The sequence below is a fragment of the Alkalihalobacillus sp. CinArs1 genome (genome assembly GCF_947387515.1).
GTDB lineage: Bacteria > Bacillota > Bacilli > Bacillales > Guptibacillaceae > Guptibacillus.
Window position 1 is genome coordinate 81,654 of record NZ_CANDOB010000001.1, and the last position, 16,389, is coordinate 98,042.

At 39.6% G+C, this 16,389-nt stretch carries 18 protein-coding genes; 3 read left to right on the plus strand and 15 right to left on the minus strand.

Annotated elements, in window-relative coordinates; genetic code table 11:
* Positions 1–25: 25 nt before the first annotated feature.
* The 4 genes from PFZ69_RS00485 to PFZ69_RS00500 form a co-directional block, all read right to left on the minus strand.
* A complete protein-coding gene (locus tag PFZ69_RS00485) occupies positions 26–937 on the minus strand; it encodes a MerR family transcriptional regulator (protein WP_270179086.1) in 912 nt (303 codons plus the stop codon).
* Between the two features lie 77 nt (positions 938–1,014).
* Complete coding sequence (locus PFZ69_RS00490) at positions 1,015–1,773, minus strand: metallophosphoesterase (RefSeq protein WP_270179087.1); 759 nt, start codon at positions 1,771–1,773, stop codon at positions 1,015–1,017.
* Complete coding sequence (locus tag PFZ69_RS00495; protein ID WP_270179088.1) at positions 1,770–2,162, minus strand: hypothetical protein; 393 nt, start codon at positions 2,160–2,162, stop codon at positions 1,770–1,772. The genes PFZ69_RS00490 and PFZ69_RS00495 overlap by 4 nt, the downstream gene beginning before the upstream one ends.
* 57 nt (positions 2,163–2,219) lie before the next feature.
* The gene (locus PFZ69_RS00500) at positions 2,220–2,855 is read right to left on the minus strand and encodes a CBS domain-containing protein (RefSeq protein ID WP_270179089.1); all 636 of its coding nucleotides are present in this window, start codon (positions 2,853–2,855) and stop codon (positions 2,220–2,222) included.
* 213 nt (positions 2,856–3,068) lie between these two features.
* Between PFZ69_RS00500 and PFZ69_RS00505 the strand changes: the two genes are divergently transcribed.
* Entirely contained in the window at positions 3,069–3,284 is a 216-nt protein-coding gene (locus PFZ69_RS00505) for a hypothetical protein (protein WP_270179090.1), read from the plus strand.
* A 3-nt stretch (positions 3,285–3,287) separates the two neighbouring features.
* On the opposite strand, the gene PFZ69_RS00510 is transcribed toward PFZ69_RS00505, so the two are convergent.
* The 5 genes from PFZ69_RS00510 to PFZ69_RS00530 all read right to left on the minus strand — a co-directional run bounded on the left by PFZ69_RS00510 (position 3,288) and on the right by PFZ69_RS00530 (position 7,162).
* Positions 3,288–3,737 carry a DUF2663 family protein gene (locus PFZ69_RS00510; RefSeq protein WP_270179091.1) on the minus strand — a complete coding sequence of 150 codons (450 nt, stop codon included), beginning with the start codon at positions 3,735–3,737 and terminating at the stop codon, positions 3,288–3,290.
* Between the two features lie 81 nt (positions 3,738–3,818).
* Positions 3,819–3,998 (minus strand): hypothetical protein, encoded by a 180-nt coding sequence (locus tag PFZ69_RS00515; protein WP_270179092.1) that lies wholly within the window; start codon positions 3,996–3,998, stop codon positions 3,819–3,821.
* Positions 3,999–4,021: 23 nt separating this feature from the next.
* A complete protein-coding gene (locus tag PFZ69_RS00520) occupies positions 4,022–4,600 on the minus strand; it encodes a CPBP family intramembrane glutamic endopeptidase (protein WP_270179093.1) in 579 nt (192 codons plus the stop codon).
* Positions 4,590–6,110 carry a RecQ family ATP-dependent DNA helicase gene (locus PFZ69_RS00525; protein WP_270179094.1) on the minus strand — a complete coding sequence of 507 codons (1,521 nt, stop codon included), beginning with the start codon at positions 6,108–6,110 and terminating at the stop codon, positions 4,590–4,592. The genes PFZ69_RS00520 and PFZ69_RS00525 overlap by 11 nt, the downstream gene beginning before the upstream one ends.
* On the minus strand, positions 6,110–7,162 hold the full coding sequence (locus PFZ69_RS00530; protein WP_270179095.1) for a helix-turn-helix domain-containing protein: 1,053 nt from the start codon (positions 7,160–7,162) through the stop codon (positions 6,110–6,112). Before PFZ69_RS00530 ends, PFZ69_RS00525 begins: the two co-directional genes overlap by 1 nt.
* A 212-nt stretch (positions 7,163–7,374) precedes the next feature.
* Here PFZ69_RS00530 and PFZ69_RS00535 point away from each other — a divergent pair, with 212 nt between their 5' ends.
* Both PFZ69_RS00535 and serA read left to right on the plus strand, forming a co-directional pair.
* Positions 7,375–7,623 (plus strand): ferredoxin, encoded by a 249-nt coding sequence (locus PFZ69_RS00535; protein ID WP_270179096.1) that lies wholly within the window; start codon positions 7,375–7,377, stop codon positions 7,621–7,623.
* A gap of 150 nt (positions 7,624–7,773) precedes the next feature.
* Complete coding sequence (gene serA, locus PFZ69_RS00540; RefSeq protein WP_270179097.1) at positions 7,774–9,354, plus strand: phosphoglycerate dehydrogenase; 1,581 nt, start codon at positions 7,774–7,776, stop codon at positions 9,352–9,354.
* Between the two features lie 77 nt (positions 9,355–9,431).
* Here the strand turns inward: serA and PFZ69_RS00545 are convergent, their stop codons facing one another.
* From PFZ69_RS00545 to resB, 6 genes are all read right to left on the minus strand, one after another.
* A complete protein-coding gene (locus PFZ69_RS00545) occupies positions 9,432–10,241 on the minus strand; it encodes a histidinol-phosphatase (RefSeq protein ID WP_270179098.1) in 810 nt (269 codons plus the stop codon).
* 130 nt (positions 10,242–10,371) lie between these two features.
* Complete coding sequence (locus PFZ69_RS00550) at positions 10,372–10,728, minus strand: hypothetical protein (RefSeq protein ID WP_270179099.1); 357 nt, start codon at positions 10,726–10,728, stop codon at positions 10,372–10,374.
* A 132-nt stretch (positions 10,729–10,860) separates the two neighbouring features.
* Positions 10,861–12,630: an ATP-binding protein gene (locus tag PFZ69_RS00555; RefSeq protein ID WP_270179100.1), complete on the minus strand. Its 1,770-nt coding sequence runs from the start codon at positions 12,628–12,630 to the stop codon at positions 10,861–10,863.
* A complete protein-coding gene (locus tag PFZ69_RS00560) occupies positions 12,630–13,346 on the minus strand; it encodes a response regulator (RefSeq protein WP_270179101.1) in 717 nt (238 codons plus the stop codon). The genes PFZ69_RS00555 and PFZ69_RS00560 overlap by 1 nt, the downstream gene beginning before the upstream one ends.
* 182 nt (positions 13,347–13,528) lie before the next feature.
* Positions 13,529–14,728, minus strand: coding sequence for a c-type cytochrome biogenesis protein CcsB (gene ccsB, locus PFZ69_RS00565; RefSeq protein ID WP_270179102.1), 1,200 nt, complete (start codon positions 14,726–14,728; stop codon positions 13,529–13,531).
* 30 nt (positions 14,729–14,758) lie between these two features.
* Positions 14,759–16,381 carry a cytochrome c biogenesis protein ResB gene (resB, locus tag PFZ69_RS00570; RefSeq protein WP_270179103.1) on the minus strand — a complete coding sequence of 541 codons (1,623 nt, stop codon included), beginning with the start codon at positions 16,379–16,381 and terminating at the stop codon, positions 14,759–14,761.
* Between the last annotated feature and the right edge of the window lie 8 nt (positions 16,382–16,389).

Here is a 16,389-nt window from a genome sequence, read left to right on the forward strand (position 1 = left end):
TTAGACAAGTCCTGTACTTCCTATACTAAATTGAAAGTTTATGAAGCTTGTGTTTTATCCATACATCCCATTCATCTTTATTCTTTCCAACGAAATAGTTGTCATAAGCTTGTCTCTTTTCACCATGTAGATGTAGAAGTGCTCCACCTCCAACACCGATTGTTAATTCCGGAAACTTATTATCGAGACGATCGATCAAGTTCAAACATTTAGGTAGATTTGACATGAGGGTGCACGATAAGAACAATATACTAGGTGCAGTGTCTTCCACTACGATTTCAATGTCTTTTTCAGGAATGCTAGGACCTAAGTAAATTACTTCAAAGCCTTTCCTTCTAAGGTATAACGTAAAGATCAAAAGTCCTAATTCATGGTACTCATCTGTTGAACACACCGCCATAACCTTAGGAAGGTATCCATCAATCGGCAAGGTATGAAAAATCATGCCTATTCTCGATCGTAAAAATGCAGTAGCGAAATGTTCATGTGCAACTGTAATCTTTTCGTTTTCCCATAGTTCTCCTACTCGAACTTGAAGCTGCCCTAGGATATCTTGTACAACTTTATCGATACTAAAAAGTGAAAAGGCTTGATTTAACAATTCCTGCGCTTTGTTTTCTTCAAATGCAAGCAAGGCTTCCAAAATATCATCTGACAACACGTGAGCACGATCTCGACTTAACTCTGAAGCATCCGAGTGTGGCTCTGTATTTCCATCCTCAAGCAATTCTACTGCTTGACTAATCGTAAAGCCTTGTTCTGTCTTTTGGACTAACCATTTCAAAACCGATAAATGCTCATCTGAATAGAGGCGATGACCAGCATCATTTCTTATAGGAGAAATAATATTGTACCGTCTCTCCCATGCTCTTAACGTTCCAGGTTGTATACCTAGTTTTTTAGAGACTGCTTTAATATTATATTTACCATCCGACATAGCCCTCTACTCCTCTACTATTCATTCATCATACTCAGTATAAGGGATGGATGATGTTTGTGTAAACTTTGTATAAGTCATTTCCTTTTTAATGTAAAAACGTGTGACTCAGCAGGTGCCATCAGTCTTAAGGGAAGTGTGGTGGTACCGTATCCGTTACTGATCACAACAGTCGTTCCTCCAACTTGTTTTATTCCGCCTTTTTCACGTAATCCCCATCCTAAAAGTCTAATCTGACCACCATGCGTATGACCTGAAAGTAAAAGCTTAATATCTGAATCATTTGTAAGCTCATGTTTAATATCAGGGTTATGACTGATTAAAATCTTCATCGGTGCTTTTGCTTTTGAACAAGCTTCTTGAAGAGAGTGGTTGTGTGTCGAGAGGTCGTCGATGCCTACTAGACTTATTTCATCTTTATTTTTCGTGATGGTTTCAGATGTGTTTTTTAAAATCGTAATATTACTTTTAACAAGTATCCGTTCTAGACGATCTGGATCTTCTTCGTAATCATTGTTCCCCCAAACGAAATAACATGGAGCAACCTTCCTTAGATCTTCTAAATTTTTCTGTACCTTTTCAAAAGAGACGCCCTTTTCCATCACATCTCCTCCGATGACAACAATATCTACTACTCCCTTTACCTCATCGATGATGCTCTCAGAAATCCTGCGGTTATGTAAATCTGATATGAAGAAGATGGTGAAGGACTCGAACTCATCAGGCAGCCCTTCAAGGAAAAGTTCTTTTCTCACAACCCTATTTAAATGTGCTTCAATCCACATATAGATCAACAGCAGCACAGAGGCTGCTGCAAAGAATAAGACCACCATCATATTTCAACGCCCCTCCTAAATTTCTTAGCTGCCCTTGCTGCTTCAATGTTGGCAGATAATACACCGTACATTGTAGCCATGATAAGAGAAGCAATTGATAACCAAACGTTTTTTTCAAACAATACCCAGTACATTGCTGACAATAAACCAAATTCCAAAAGAACTGCTCCTATTCGTGCCTTTATACCCTGAGAGATTACGTTTTCAAGTTGATTTCGAATGATACTTGCAACTGCTAAGAAACCGAATAAGAAACAAAGCGCACCAGCACCGTAACGAAAACTATTCAACATTAAGTCTGTAAACGTAATGGACTTAAATATAAGCGTTTCTTCTGCAATATACAGTAAACCAAATGATGATAGTAAACGCAAAAAAGAAAGCAGCATAGAAAAAACCTCCCCCTCTATATCTATGATAGAGAAGGAGGTATTATAAATTTTATCTTACATTTCTTTAATATCTAATACTTTAAATCCGTTTTGCTCAAGTTTTGTAATGAACTGATCGATATTTTCATTCTTCTCAATTTTCATCACGATTCGTCTAACGTTCTGATTTGTTTCATCAAACGTCGATAAAGAAATAATGTTCTCATGAAAGCTTTTCGCGATTTTAGCAAGTCTTGCAATCCTACCTTCCGTTTCAGAAGAAGCGAATGCAATTCTAACACCGGTCTTTCTCATCCCGAAGGCACTTTGGAATTGATCCAATATATCTGCTCTTGTGATAATCCCGATGCACTGCTCTTTTTCATCCACGACAGCAACCAAAGGAGCATCGTTTACAAGCAATAGCGTCGTCTCGAAAACTGCCTCTTTATCTACCGTTACATCTTTTTGATAAGCGATATCTCCTGCTTTTGTTTCTTTTAAAAACTGAACTTTATCAGTCATATCGCTTTTAAAAAACGATTTATAAATTCTGTTAAAGGTTACGATCCCTTCATACCTTCCGTCTTGAATGACTGGTACGCCATCGATCTGACTCTTCTTGAGTCGCTCCAGTGTTTCTTCAAGACTCGTGTCATAATTCACAGAAATTGTTTCTCTTAGCGATTTCATAGCACTTCTTACAAACACGACTATCACCTCTTCTATAAGTTACTTCCCCCATATAATTAATACCATACTACCAATACAATGTCCTCCTTATCTACCATTAATTCAAAAATGGGTTGTACACTCGTAAAAATGGGCGATATCGTTTCTTGAAAATTCAGTCTTTTTAAGGTAAGATATTATCAAAGTAGACTTCTAAAGGACGTATATCAAACTAACGGAGATGATGGACCTATGATAAACAAACTGAAAACACAATCTTTGTTGGGTAACGATGACCTTGATTTCAACCGTCGACTCGGGATGCCTGTCGAAGTGTTCTGTCCAAAGATCAAGGATACTGTGGCATTTGGCAAAATCGAAATGTTTGATGAAAGCGCGTTACTTATCAACGGAAACTGTTTTCAAATCGAACAGTATTTATTTTTTGGCTGCCCCGAACATCGGTAAGAATTACTTGTAGAATAAATTAATATCGTATTCTTCTTTCATGTAAGAGAAGACATCATGACGCTTCTCCCATTGAGCTTCACTTTTCCATAGCTCCTCACTACGATCGATTACCTCTAGCCGCAACGAATCAAGCTCATCTTCCGCTTTATTTAACTTCTTGGTCACTCTTTTTAACTGATAATAGACGAACCCGTTAAGGAGAAACATTAAAACGATGAAAGGTGCTTTGGACAACGAAAAAGCCTCCCAAAGAATCGAACTACTCACCTGTAGCTGGTATACTAAGAACCCACCACTCACAACCAATAAGATCATGAGTGCATAGCTATAAAACTCTGATTTAGCTTTATACTGCCTCTCTTCTCTTTTTCTATCGACCAGTTCACTCAATAACACAAGCGTCACATCAGATTGAGGTTGTGGGAGATTCCACTGCTTTAGAGCATCCATGGTTGTCCTCCTTTTTTGAAACTAGTTTATGCTTGAAACTGAGAACATAATACCATCGATGCTCCAACTTAAAATGATGGTTTAAGAATAAATCGAATACAGGAGAAAAATCGCAACCATCGATATAAAAAGCAGTGCTAAAATACGAACGAGCGTAAGAGAAGGCGTTGTTTCTTCTCTTTTTTTATTTGATCTCCCTTTCTTCTTGGCTTTATGCTTATGATATTCCTTTCTAGATGGTAAAGGGTTCTCTTTTTTCATTAAACTCACCTTTCAAGATGTGATCATTTTGGGGTTCGATATTTAATTAAACACCCCATAATGAAATCGATTAAGAAGTGCGCAGTAATCGTAACAGCTATGTTACCTGTTATCTCATATATGATTCCTAATAGAAAACTTATCCCCACAACAAGACTAAATAACACCGGCTTAGTCAAGTATCTCACATGGATGATTGCAAACAATAGACTTGCAATCACCAGGCCGAAATGTGTTTGAATCACACCACGGAACATTACTTCCTCGCTGATCGAAATTAATAACGAAAGTATGAAAATATGGAAGATCGATCTGTTCTTAAAGATCCGCTCATTAATGCCTCCATCATCGAATGCAGACTCTGGTAACAGCCTCATAAGAGCAATATCGATCAAGATGACAACTAACGCTACCCCGCCGCCGTACAAAACCATATCTGCCCATACTAGCTCGACTATTCGATCGAGAAACCACCCTTCTCGAAACAAAAAATAACCTACTATCCAAGAGATAAGTAATAAGGAAAGCTGCGTTAAATAAACATTTAAAAGTAATTCTCGATCAGAGAGGGCTTTGACAACTTCTGCTTGTTTATTCCTCACCCTTCTCCTCCACCCTCAGCATAAATTGTAATTCTTTATCCCAATCTATAGCGGTCACTTCTTTTAGAGTAGAGTCTCCCTGCTTCATATAAACCTCTTCGATTAGGCCACAGTAATCACAGCATTGATCGATCTTAGGAACATCTTCATCGAAACGCTCTAGAAGCCCTTTGCGCCGACACTGGTTATCATAAAGCCATTTTTTAAAGTCGATCCACTTTAACAGTTTTCGTTTTCTTAACCTCTCTACCTCATTTGAAAGGTCTTCCAAAAGGCTTTGATAATGGAATGTATTAACGATACCGTTCAATAAGATCCCTTTTTGATGCAGGTGATGAATAATGAAGCGCCATGCTGTTTCAGATAGCTTGTACCGAATGCCTTCTTTTTCATAGTCGAGTGAGATGTGTTCGCCAGCTCGTACACGCAATTCTTCTAGTAACATACTGATTTGCTGACGCTCAGGTAATTCTGTTTCAATAAACGAAATCGGTAACCGCTCATCAGCTTCAGTAAAAAGTTGAATAGCGATCGCGGGTTCTTGATCTCTACCAGCCCGACCAATTTCTTGTAAGTAGCTTTCAGTGTTCGAAGGTGGATGAAAATGAACGACGTATCTCACGTTGCTCTTATTGATTCCCATACCAAATGCATTTGTACTGCAAATTAGTGATAGTTCATCATTAATAAACTGCTGCTGAATAAGCAGACGAGATTCTGAGTCAAGACCAGCATGGTATGCAGCGACACCCTGAACACCTGATTCTGACAGTTTGATACTGACCTGTTCAGCTATCGCACGACTAGAGAAATAAATAATGCCTGGTCCTTGAAGTGTTTTTCCATATTCTAAGACCGAATTCATCTTAGAATCAAGAGTCGCATGTCTTTCTAATTTAATCGCAATATTTGGACGATCGACCGAATGGATATGTAGCGTAGGATCGACCATATTTAATTGAGCGATAATATCTTTTCGAACATCTTCTGTAGCGGTAGCCGTTAATGCTAGAAGAGGCGGTTGACCGAGCTCTGCTCTAACATCACCTAGCTTTAAGTAATCGGTTCTAAAATCATGCCCCCATTGGGAAATGCAATGTGCCTCGTCTACTACCATCAAAGAAAACCGAACCTTTTTTAACGTTCGTTTTACATTATTGTTTTGTAATATCTCTGGTGATGCAAAGATAAACGTGTATGACGATAAATTTTGCAGAGCGGTCAACCTTTTTTCGAAGTCGAGAAAACTATTCAACGCAAGAACGCGTTTCTCCCCTTTCGTTTTTAATTGCTGAACCTGATCCTCCATGAGGGAAACTAGTGGAGAGACAATTAGGACTGGGGAATGACCTAAGTATGCAGGGAGCTGATAACAAAGTGATTTCCCTGCACCTGTAGGGAGCATCGCAAAGACATCTTTACCTTCCAAAACATCCCGAATGATCTCCTCTTGCCCCATTCGAAATTCTTCATAACCAAATTTATCAATTAACGTCCTCGTTAAATTCATTAAACCCCTACTTTACACAGTGTTAACCTAATTTCGAAATATCCATATCGATTCTCTAGGTGATCACGTATTGTTTTTAGCCGATGACTGTTGGTCGATCTGCTTGCCCTCAAAATGTCCTCCTGCGCTCGTTTAGAGACGAAAGGGTCGATCGAAAATGCTTCAACATTGATTGCGATCTCGACAATGTGGTCTTCTATCGTACTTTTCTTTAGTCTTCTGATCTCCATAATCTGTTGAAAGGACAATCCCTTCTGCAACATAGTGTACGTAGTACGAGTAGAAGCAGTTAAAGGGACTGGCAATGTTTTATTTTCTATAAAAGAAGTTATGATCGAATAAGATTTTGCATCATTTCGAGCATGCGTAATACATGCATGAATCACCCCATAAAAGACGATTATCCCTTCTTCATATGAGAGATCAAGTGATGCACAGCTTTGTTCTACTGTTAACCCAGTCCTATGAAATCCGCTCAATCGAAGGACAAAGAAACGCGCATGATTCTCAGGCAATGCTTCTAATACTTGTCGAAGCTCTCGATAAAGCTGCTGAGCTGTTCTTTTCCTTTTCTCTAAACTTGCTGGAAAATGCGTTCTAACCCACTTCTGTGCTTGTTCTTCACGTATTACTGGGTAAAAATTCATTGAACTATTTACAGAATGTGATAGAGCCTGCATGTACAAACTAATACGGTTCCAAAAGTCGTCTGAAACCTGGTGGTACTTCCACCCATTCAAATACTCAGGAAAAGAATGTTCTTTAAGAAATTCGTTAAGAACGTCTTGTCCTTTTTCATTGACCTTGTATGTATGTCGATCGATCTGTTCAAGTAAGCCGTCATCATAGAGCGTTGAAACGGTTTCCTCAATTTGACCACGAGCTAAATTCTTTTGCATACCAAATAAAAAAGATAAACCGAATAATTTCGCATCCTGAATCGTTTGAGATGACTTCTTCCCTTTCAACAAGTGGTAGGCACCTGAGATCGTCCTTTCACCTTTCATCTGATGTAAGACGAATAAGAGAAGTCCGTCTAAATATCTTATCATTGAATCACCCTGTTTCTTTCTACTTCTATTGTATCAAAATTTTTGTCCTGTTTAGTGAATTTCAAATCGGGTAACCTTTTAGTAAGCATAGTGAAGGATTTAGCTATTGAAAAGTCAAGGCATCACCTTTACAATAAAGTTATCAAAACATTCATTTGATGAATATTGTAGTGATGACAGACATATAGAAGTATTGAATAGGAGGTTAATACATGGCTAAGTATACTATTGTAGATAAAGATACTTGTATTGCTTGCGGTGCATGCGGCGCAGCTGCACCAGATATTTACGATTATGATGATGAAGGAATCGCTTTTGTAACGCTCGATGATAATGAAGGTATCGTAGAAATTCCTGAGGTGTTACACGAAGACATGATGGACGCGTTTGAAGGTTGCCCTACTGATTCCATCAAAATTGCTGAAGAGTCTTTTGATGGCGATCCATTGAAATTCGAATAGTACTACGAATCTCCGATATGATTATCGGAGATTTTTTTATGGTGATTTTTCAGGATATCAAATTGACACTTTAGTGCTTTCGTGGTAAAAAGTAATGTATTATCTTTTCTAAATATTATAACAAAGAAGAGAAAAAAGGAGTGGAGATTGTTGGCACATGTGCTAGTTACTGATTCTATTCAAGAGGATGGCTTACTACCATTACTAAATGACGATTCGATTCAATGTGATATAGGTTCGATTCAAAATTATGAGGAACACCTTTCAAAGTACGAAGCGCTTTTAGTTAGGAGCGCTACTAAAGTAACATCAGACCTCCTCGACAAGATGCCAAATTTAAAGATCGTCGCTAGAGCTGGAGTTGGGATCGACAACATCGATATAGAAGAAGCAACGAAGCGAGGCGTTATTGTTGTAAACGCTCCAGATGGTAATACAATCTCAACAACAGAGCATACTTTTGCTATGATGGCTTCTCTTGCCAGAAACATTCCTCAAGGAACAAATAGTTTAAAAAACGGAAAGTGGATGAGGAAACAATACGTCGGTACAGAATTAAATCGTAAAACACTCGGTATTATTGGATTAGGAAGAATCGGTACAGAGTTATCAAGGAGAGCGAGAGCATTCGGAATGCAGGTAATGGTATTCGATCCTTTTTTAACAAATGATCGTGCGGATAAGTTAGATGTGGCTTCAGTTGATATCGATGAGCTACTCGAACAGTCTGACTTCATTACTGTTCATACGCCTCTTACCGAAAACACACGAGGATTGATCAATGGGGAAACACTAGCGAAAACAAAAAAAGGTGTTTTTCTAATCAACTGCGCAAGAGGTGGAATCATTGATGAGGATTCACTCATCCCTTATCTTGACTCTGGACATATCGGCGGCGTCGCACTAGACGTATTTGAATCCGAACCTCCACGTGAGGATCACCCTCTTCTTAAATATGACCAGGTGATTGTTACCCCTCATCTAGGTGCTTCTACGAAAGAAGCTCAACTGAATGTAGCCGCACAAGTTGCGGATGAAGTACAACTGTATTTGAGCGGCAAACCAATTCGAAATACAATCAATCTACCTGCTTTCTCAAACGAAGAATATGAAAAGATTAAACCATACTACGAATTAACTCGTAAGATGGGAAGCATTCTTTCACAATGCATGAAAACAGCAGTTAACGTCGTAGATGTCACCTACGCTGGAACGTTAACAGAATTAGATACAGCGATCTTAACAAGAAGTTTAATGGCTTCATTCTTACGATATAGACTAGATACGACAGTAAACGAAGTGAATGCTCCTTCAATTGCAAAAGAACGCGGAATCACATACGGAGAAAAACATACATCTGAGACTCACGGATACTCCAATCTAATATCAGTGACGGTCGAAGGAGACAAAGGTTCTTTTTCCTTACAAGGAACGTACATCAAAGAATACTGCGAGAGGATCACCCAATTAAACGGATTCGACATCGACTTTCATCCACAAGGACACTTATTATATATTCAGCATAATGACAGACCAGGCGTTATCGGTAACGTAGGAAAAGTGTTAGGGGAACATGAAGTAAACATCGCTACCATGCAAGTAGGAAGAAAAGTGGCAGGTGGGGAAGCAATCATGATGCTATCATTTGATGAAGCACTCCCTGCCCATATCGAATCAACGATCAGTAGCGTACAAGACATTGTTAAAGTGGAGCAAATTAAAGGCGTGTAATAAAAAAGACCAAGAGCAGCTGCTCTTGGTCTTAATCGTGTAAAGGATATCCGGGGTGAATACACATGAAACTGTTACTAAATCTTGATAGACTTACGCTCTCCCTTATTAAAGGTCATAAGCTGTGAATAACCGACAGACTTAGCGAGTGTTAGCGCCTGATCATAGTCTGCACCTACATCTTCAGGTACATGAGCATCAGAAGAGAGTACGATTGGAATGTCTTTTTCATAGCACATCTTCAATAGATCATAATCAGGATAAAGCTCACCAACAGGCTTTCTTAAGCCAGCAGTACTTATTTCCACACACGTCTTTGAATTCGCAAGGGCATTCGTCGCTCGATCATACTGCTCTAAAAGAAAGTCTTTATCATCTGGTTTATACTTGAAGATCTTGACGAGATCTAAATGCCCAACGATATCGAATAAGTTCGATTCTGCAAGTGTGACGACCTGATCGAAGTATTTTCTGTACGTATCGACAACATCTCTTTCATCCCACAAATGTCGATATTCCGCAAGATCGATACCGAAGTCATCGACCCAATGAATCGAGCCTATCACATAATCAAATTGGTAAGACGAAATGAATTTCTTCATCTCGGCATGTTTTCCAGGCGTGTAATCCATTTCAATGGACATTTTCACATCCATTCCATTTTCCTGTGCCTCATTAAATAAACGCACATAATCCTTCATACTGTACCATCTACGTTCATTCACCCAAGGATTTTTTAGTATATCTTCGGTTTCATAAAAATGATATGCATGTTCTGATATACCAAAGTGTTCAATATTCTTCTTTCTGGCTTCTTCTACGAATTTTTTTAAGTAATCTAGTGTTAGCGTCCCTTTTTCCAAATGGTTATGATAGTCAGTATACATGCCTTCATCCCCTTTATCGAACTAGTTTGACATTTCCACTATCATTGTAACGTACAAAAGCTTAACAGGATAGCAAATGTAGAAAATTGAAATGTCTTACTTATTCTTGGATTAGGGGCACACCCTAACACTATTGGTGATCATTTAGATCAAATTCCTCTGCAATTTCAGCCATTTTCGAAGGCATCTTTTCATCGTTAAACACATTTTGAGTATTTTTAAAGCGTGTTGGGTTTATTTTACGAACCTTCTGGTTAACACTACTTTTTCCATAGCCGATATATGAAGGATAGTTCGCTTGTTCAGCGTGCCCACCTTCCCGCACTTTCTTTTCACTTGAACCGGATGACTGAGCACTTAAGCTGCTGTACCCTTTTTTAATCGTTTTACTCGTAGCCTTCCTTGCTCTTTTAGAGACTGATAGAATCAGCACGATTACAGACAAAAACCCTAAGGGACCCATTAATACTTTCATACTTTTGTTCAATGTCGTTTCCTCCTGTCCAACTGTTTATCCTACTTAACTATTGTGTAGCATTCACGATAGGATTATACATGGGACAGGTTAAAAGGGAAGTAGAATAGAAAAAGAGCCTCCAAAATGAAGGCTCTAGACAACTTAAGGTAAAAAGAATGAGAATGTCGTTCCCTCACCATCTTTACTATGGACAGAAATTTGACCTCGGTGGGCTTCTACAATATTGCGTGCAATCGCAAGGCCGAGCCCGGTTCCTGAGCGTCCTCTCGTTCTAGCTTTATCTGCTTTGTAAAATCTTTCGAACACAAATGGAAGGTCCACTTCAGGAATACCTGATCCTGTATCTTTCACATCGAACTGTACACCGTTACGTTGAACCGTAATGATCAAGCTAACTTCTCCCTCTTTCGGTGTATGTCTCACTGCATTATCTAGTAAATTGGTTAAGACTTGTTCGATTCGGTCCGCGTCAATCGAAAGTGTATGATCGTGGTCTGATACATAATAATGCAAGCCAACCTCTCTCTCTCGGGCTGGACCTTGGAACTTCCTCAAAATCCGTTGACCAAAATCGTAAAGGTTGATCTCACTATAATGAAGCTCAGTATGGCCAGCTTCCATTCTAGCAAGGTCGAGAAGCTCATTAACAAGACGCCCCATCCTTAACGATTCATCATAGATGATTTGAGCAACTTCCTTCTTTTCCTCATCGCTGCTTGCGATGTCATCGACAATCGCTTCACTATATCCTTGAAGCATCGCGATAGGTGTTCTTAATTCATGAGAAACGTTCGCGATAAAATCCTTTCTAAGCTTATCCAAACGACGCTCTTCTGTCATATCTCGAAGGACAGCCACAGCGCCTCGGATTGCAGATTTATTATAGAGTGGTGTCATCACGATCACCCAGTTACGCCCCTGTAACTCTACTTCGGTGAGCTGTTCTCGTTCCTGCATCACCACGAGACTAAATAGTTCATTGATATCTTCAGGGACTTCTTTTCCAGGCTCCTCTTGCATACCCTGCTCATAATACCACGCCTTCAAGAACCTCTCTGCAGGAGGATTGGTACTTAAGATCGCTCCTGTTTTATCGAATGTAATAACACCGTCAGCCATACTACTCAGTATACTAGACAGCTGTTCTTTTTCTTGATTTAAGGCCGTTACATAGTTGTTCAATTGCCTCCCCATACGGTTAAAGGCAACTGACAGTTCTCCTATTTCATCGTGAGTAACCATTGGAACTTTCGTATCGAACTTCCCCTTTGCAACCTGCGTTGCTGCTTCTCTCATCTTCCTAAGGGGTGCTGTAATACGGGTCGATAAGAAAAAGGCAAATATGGTCGTGAGAACAATAGCGATACCTGCTGAAATGTAGATCAAGTTTCTAGCTTGTCTCGTTGTTTCTGCTATAACATCTAGAGACTGATAAAGAAATACCGCTCCGTTTTGACTTCCAACTTGCATCGGAACGCCGACGATCAACAAATCATTTCTTGAAACAGAGTCAGCTGCCAACTCTCCTTGTTTCACGACGGTACGTTGGTTTGTAAATACATCCTCAAGGACTGGATCGTCTTTGAACACACGTAGTGGAAAGTTTGGTAGTCCATGACTATTAGGTGAATATTGAATGGTAGAGCGATCCTCTATATCTTCAATCACCATTACTCCAGTTGGGTAGAAATCTGTAATTTCCCATGCCGTATCCATAGCTTTTTTTCTATCATCGTAATTTTCGATTACGGAAGACACTTTCGTCGCAAGCCTTTCCATCTCTTCTGCTTCTTTTTCAACATGAAAATCTTCGAAGAACTGAAGCAATAGAATCGTCAAGATAAATAAAACGGAAGCCACAAGAAGGATGATGGTCAACCATAGCTTCCCTACAACACTTCTCCAGATCATTAGTCTTTAGCTGCCTCGAACTTGTAACCCACTCCCCAAACGGTCGAAATCATTCCAGCTGCATTAGGAGATACCTTGTTTAATTTCTCTCTCAAACGTTTCACATGTGTGTCTACCGTTCTTAGATCACCAAAGAATTCATAGTTCCATACATCTTTTAATAGATCTTCTCGTGAAAAGACTTTATCAGGTGCTTTTGCTAGAAAATATAATAGCTCATATTCTTTTGGTGTAAGATTAATGATTTGATCTTCAGCTAAGACACGGTGTGCATCATGGTCGATCGTTAAATACGGAAAGACGATTACGTTTTTTGTTGTTGTTTCAGTTTGTAAAAATTTCGTTGTTGAAGACCTTCGTAATAGGGCCTTCACACGTAAGACAACTTCTCTTGGACTAAAAGGTTTTGTGATATAATCATCAGCACCCACTTCAAATCCTTGCACACGATTGGCTTCCTCACCTTTTGCGGTTAACATGATCACTGGCGTAGCCTTATGTTCACGCAGCTGTTCACAAACTTCAATTCCATCTATTCCTGGTAGCATAAGATCCAGCAGAATAAGGTCAAAATCGTCTTCTGTTGCTATCTCTAAAGCAGCCTCTCCGTTCTCTGCTTCTTCAATTTCATAGTTTTCTCTTTCTAAGTACATTCGTAACAGTTTTCTAATACGGTCTTCATCATCTACAACTAATATTTTTGCGTCTTTTTCCAAGAAGATTCCCTCCTACTTGTACTACTCTATCTTATTTTATCACGCACACAGCTTTAGAGACCACTAATCAAGAAACCGCATACAACCCTTCAGCCATTGTGCTTCATTCTTTGCCTTCTCATACTAATCATTATTCCTAATTTAATGAAAGAAAACCTTCACATTCTGTGAAGGCTTTCAGATTATGCATAAGAATGAAGACCTGAGATGACCAGGTTAACAACGACTAGGTTAAGCATAATGATGATAAATCCTACTACTGCAAGCCAGGCTGACTTCTCTCCTTGCCAGCCTCTTGAGAGCCGAAGATGTAGATATGCTGCATAAAAAAGCCATGTAATGAGTGCCCATACTTCTTTAGGGTCCCAGCCCCAGAAACGCGTCCATGCGACTTGTGCCCAGATCATTGCAAAGATGAGCGCTCCTAATGTGAAAACAGGGAACCCAATCGCCACTGCACGATATTGAATTTCGTCCACAAGTTCTTCGTTTACATTTTTAACTGCAGGCTGTAAAGCGGCTCCGATCCGTTTTCTTAGAATTAGACGGATGATCCAATATAAAACGAAACCACCAAGCATCGACCAAACTAATGTATTGAGTTTTTGAGCAGCTTTTTCACCCTTCATCCAAGAAGGAGCATCAACGAGTGGTCCGAATTCATTTCCACTAACATATGTGGCATCTGTTGGACCAATAAGAGTTGGAATGGTGTACTCTACGGTAGCTGGTTGATCATTGTTATCTACAAAATCATAAGTAGATGAATAACCCGCTGCTTCAAAACTAAGTGATATGATAACGAATGCAATTGTACTGATCAGCGTGTACATCACTGCTTCAAGCCAAAAGGTCGACTTACTTGCTTTTTCTTGGTTCACCTTTTTTACCAGGTAAACGAGCCCTGCAGCAAAACTGATCGCAAGAATTCCTTCCCCAAGTGCTGCAGTCGTAACATGAATCTTTAGCCAGTTACTTTGTAACGCAGGTATGAGCGGCTGAATTTCAGAAGGAAATACACTCGCGTAAGCAATGATGATAAGAGCGACCGGCATGGCGAACACACCGATGACGTTACTTTTATAAATGACATAGATCATTAGGAAGGCAAATACCATCGTCATCCCAAAGAATGTCGTAAACTCAAAGAGGTTGCTGACTGGCGCGTGACCTGCCGCAATCCACCTTGTAATAAAATATCCTAATTGAAATAGAAAGCCGACGGTCGAAAGGATGAATCCTCCACGTCCCCACTTCTTAGCGTGGGTCTCTTCATCTGACTTTCTCCATTTCTTTCCAAGCAGTGAAATGGCGAAAACAAGACTTGCTGCAAAATAAATAAAGAAAGATATATAAAGCAAGTTACTGCTGAGTTGTGCCATCTCATCATGCCTCCCTTCGTAATAGAGGTGCTATTTTTGTTCAGATTGATCTTGAGGCATCTCAATCCCCGTTTGTTCTGTAATTGATTCAAGTTCGCGTCTTAGCCCATACCAATTCTTATTCGTATGAGACGCAATCCACAGTTCATCATCTTTTCTACGCACCCAAATCCTGCGGTGATTCCAGTACATTCCTTGTACAACACCGATCATAAAGATTGCTCCACCGATACCAAGAATCCAGAGCGTGTTGTCTTTTCGGACAACGAGACCAGATACATTCTTCGTATCAACATTCTGGAAAGACATCTTATATTCATTCTCACCTAATGGCTCTAAGTTTTGACGGATCGCGACAAACGCAACCTCACCATCTGGATGTTCTGGAGAGATCATCCGAAGAATGAATGCTGGGTTATTAGGGATTTTTGATTTTGTAGTCGGCTCACCTTTATCGTTAAATTCAAAGTCTGGAAAATAATCCATTACTTCGACTCGATACCCCTCATCGAGTGCATACTCATCTTCAGGGTTGTATAAATCGATGGTTAGTTCGCCGAATGATTCACCCGTTTCTTTTTTATCTAACGTAAAGGTCATGCTTTGCAGTTCGTTAAGCTTATAGTCAACTTGATAGATTGCATAGTCATCAAACTTCAGTGGCCTGTTTACTTGAATTGGATGTTCCTTTATCTTCTCTAGTTCTGGCTCTGTTCCAGCAATTCTATCTCCAACCTGCTTATAAAGAACTGCATCTGTTTGATAGTTTTTAGCTACAACTTCCTGACCAGACTGTTCGATCGCATCTTTAAACTTCTCGTCATTATTATCATAGGTTTCTAGTATGAAGCCGTCGCTCTTTAAATAATAAGCTTCTTCTGTACCTTTGATTTTTCTCGTTTCGTCTTCTTTAATCCATAGAACTTCATCCACGTACATACCAGGGAAGAATCGAAGCATTCCTCCGATGAGAAAGATGATTAACCCGATGTGATTTACATAAGGACCCCATCGAGAGAATCTATTTTTCTCTGCAAAAAGGTGACCATCTTCTTCTCTAACATTGTACCTCTTGTTCTGAAGCACTTCCTTCACCTTAGAAAGACTCGGCTTATCACCTTCTATGTTGGTAATACCAAAGTACTTCTGACGCTTCATAAAGCTTTCGTGACGGATCGTCCGTTGTTTTCTCAACGAGCGATACAAAGGGACGAAACGGTCAAGACTTGCGACGATCAACGATAGACCTAAAGCAGCAATGAGGAGCATATACCACCAGGAACCATAAAGATTATGAAAGCCTAAATCATAAAACAATTGACCTGGGATGCCGTATTGGTCTCGATAGTACTCAGATGGGTCAGAAAGAGGAGGTATGTACATTTCTTGAGGGAATATCGTTCCAAGCGCTGAAGCAACTAACAGCAGCACGATGATCCATATCCCTACCTTAACAGAAGAAAAGAAGTTCCAAACCTTGTCGACAATGGTTGTTTTATAGGTTTGAGATCTTCTCGCACTTCCTTCATATCTCATATTTAGAAGTTTCTTTGATTCTAAGTCTCCTTGAAGCGGCTTCCCACATGCCTCACATATTTCAGTTCCATAAGGGTTCACGTGTCCGCATTCACAGGTAATCGTTTTGTTACTCATTCGAACAC

Excerpts from the sequence above, each read along its gene's own strand:
- PFZ69_RS00535 (WP_270179096.1), top strand. The coding sequence starts at position 7,375 with ATGGCTAAGTATACTATTGTAGATAAAGATACTTGTATTGCTTGCGGT.
- resB (WP_270179103.1), bottom strand. The coding sequence starts at position 16,381 with ATGAGTAACAAAACGATTACCTGTGAATGCGGACACGTGAACCCTTAT.
- ccsB (WP_270179102.1), bottom strand. The coding sequence starts at position 14,728 with ATGGCACAACTCAGCAGTAACTTGCTTTATATATCTTTCTTTATTTAT.
- PFZ69_RS00495 (WP_270179088.1), bottom strand. The coding sequence starts at position 2,162 with ATGCTGCTTTCTTTTTTGCGTTTACTATCATCATTTGGTTTACTGTAT.
- PFZ69_RS00510 (WP_270179091.1), bottom strand. The coding sequence starts at position 3,737 with ATGGATGCTCTAAAGCAGTGGAATCTCCCACAACCTCAATCTGATGTG.
- PFZ69_RS00515 (WP_270179092.1), bottom strand. The coding sequence starts at position 3,998 with ATGAAAAAAGAGAACCCTTTACCATCTAGAAAGGAATATCATAAGCAT.
- PFZ69_RS00505 (WP_270179090.1), top strand. The coding sequence starts at position 3,069 with ATGATAAACAAACTGAAAACACAATCTTTGTTGGGTAACGATGACCTT.
- PFZ69_RS00555 (WP_270179100.1), bottom strand. The coding sequence starts at position 12,630 with ATGATCTGGAGAAGTGTTGTAGGGAAGCTATGGTTGACCATCATCCTT.
- PFZ69_RS00545 (WP_270179098.1), bottom strand. The coding sequence starts at position 10,241 with ATGTATACTGACTATCATAACCATTTGGAAAAAGGGACGCTAACACTA.
- PFZ69_RS00525 (WP_270179094.1), bottom strand. The coding sequence starts at position 6,110 with ATGAATTTAACGAGGACGTTAATTGATAAATTTGGTTATGAAGAATTT.
- PFZ69_RS00490 (WP_270179087.1), bottom strand. The coding sequence starts at position 1,773 with ATGATGGTGGTCTTATTCTTTGCAGCAGCCTCTGTGCTGCTGTTGATC.
- PFZ69_RS00530 (WP_270179095.1), bottom strand. The coding sequence starts at position 7,162 with ATGATAAGATATTTAGACGGACTTCTCTTATTCGTCTTACATCAGATG.
- PFZ69_RS00485 (WP_270179086.1), bottom strand. The coding sequence starts at position 937 with ATGTCGGATGGTAAATATAATATTAAAGCAGTCTCTAAAAAACTAGGT.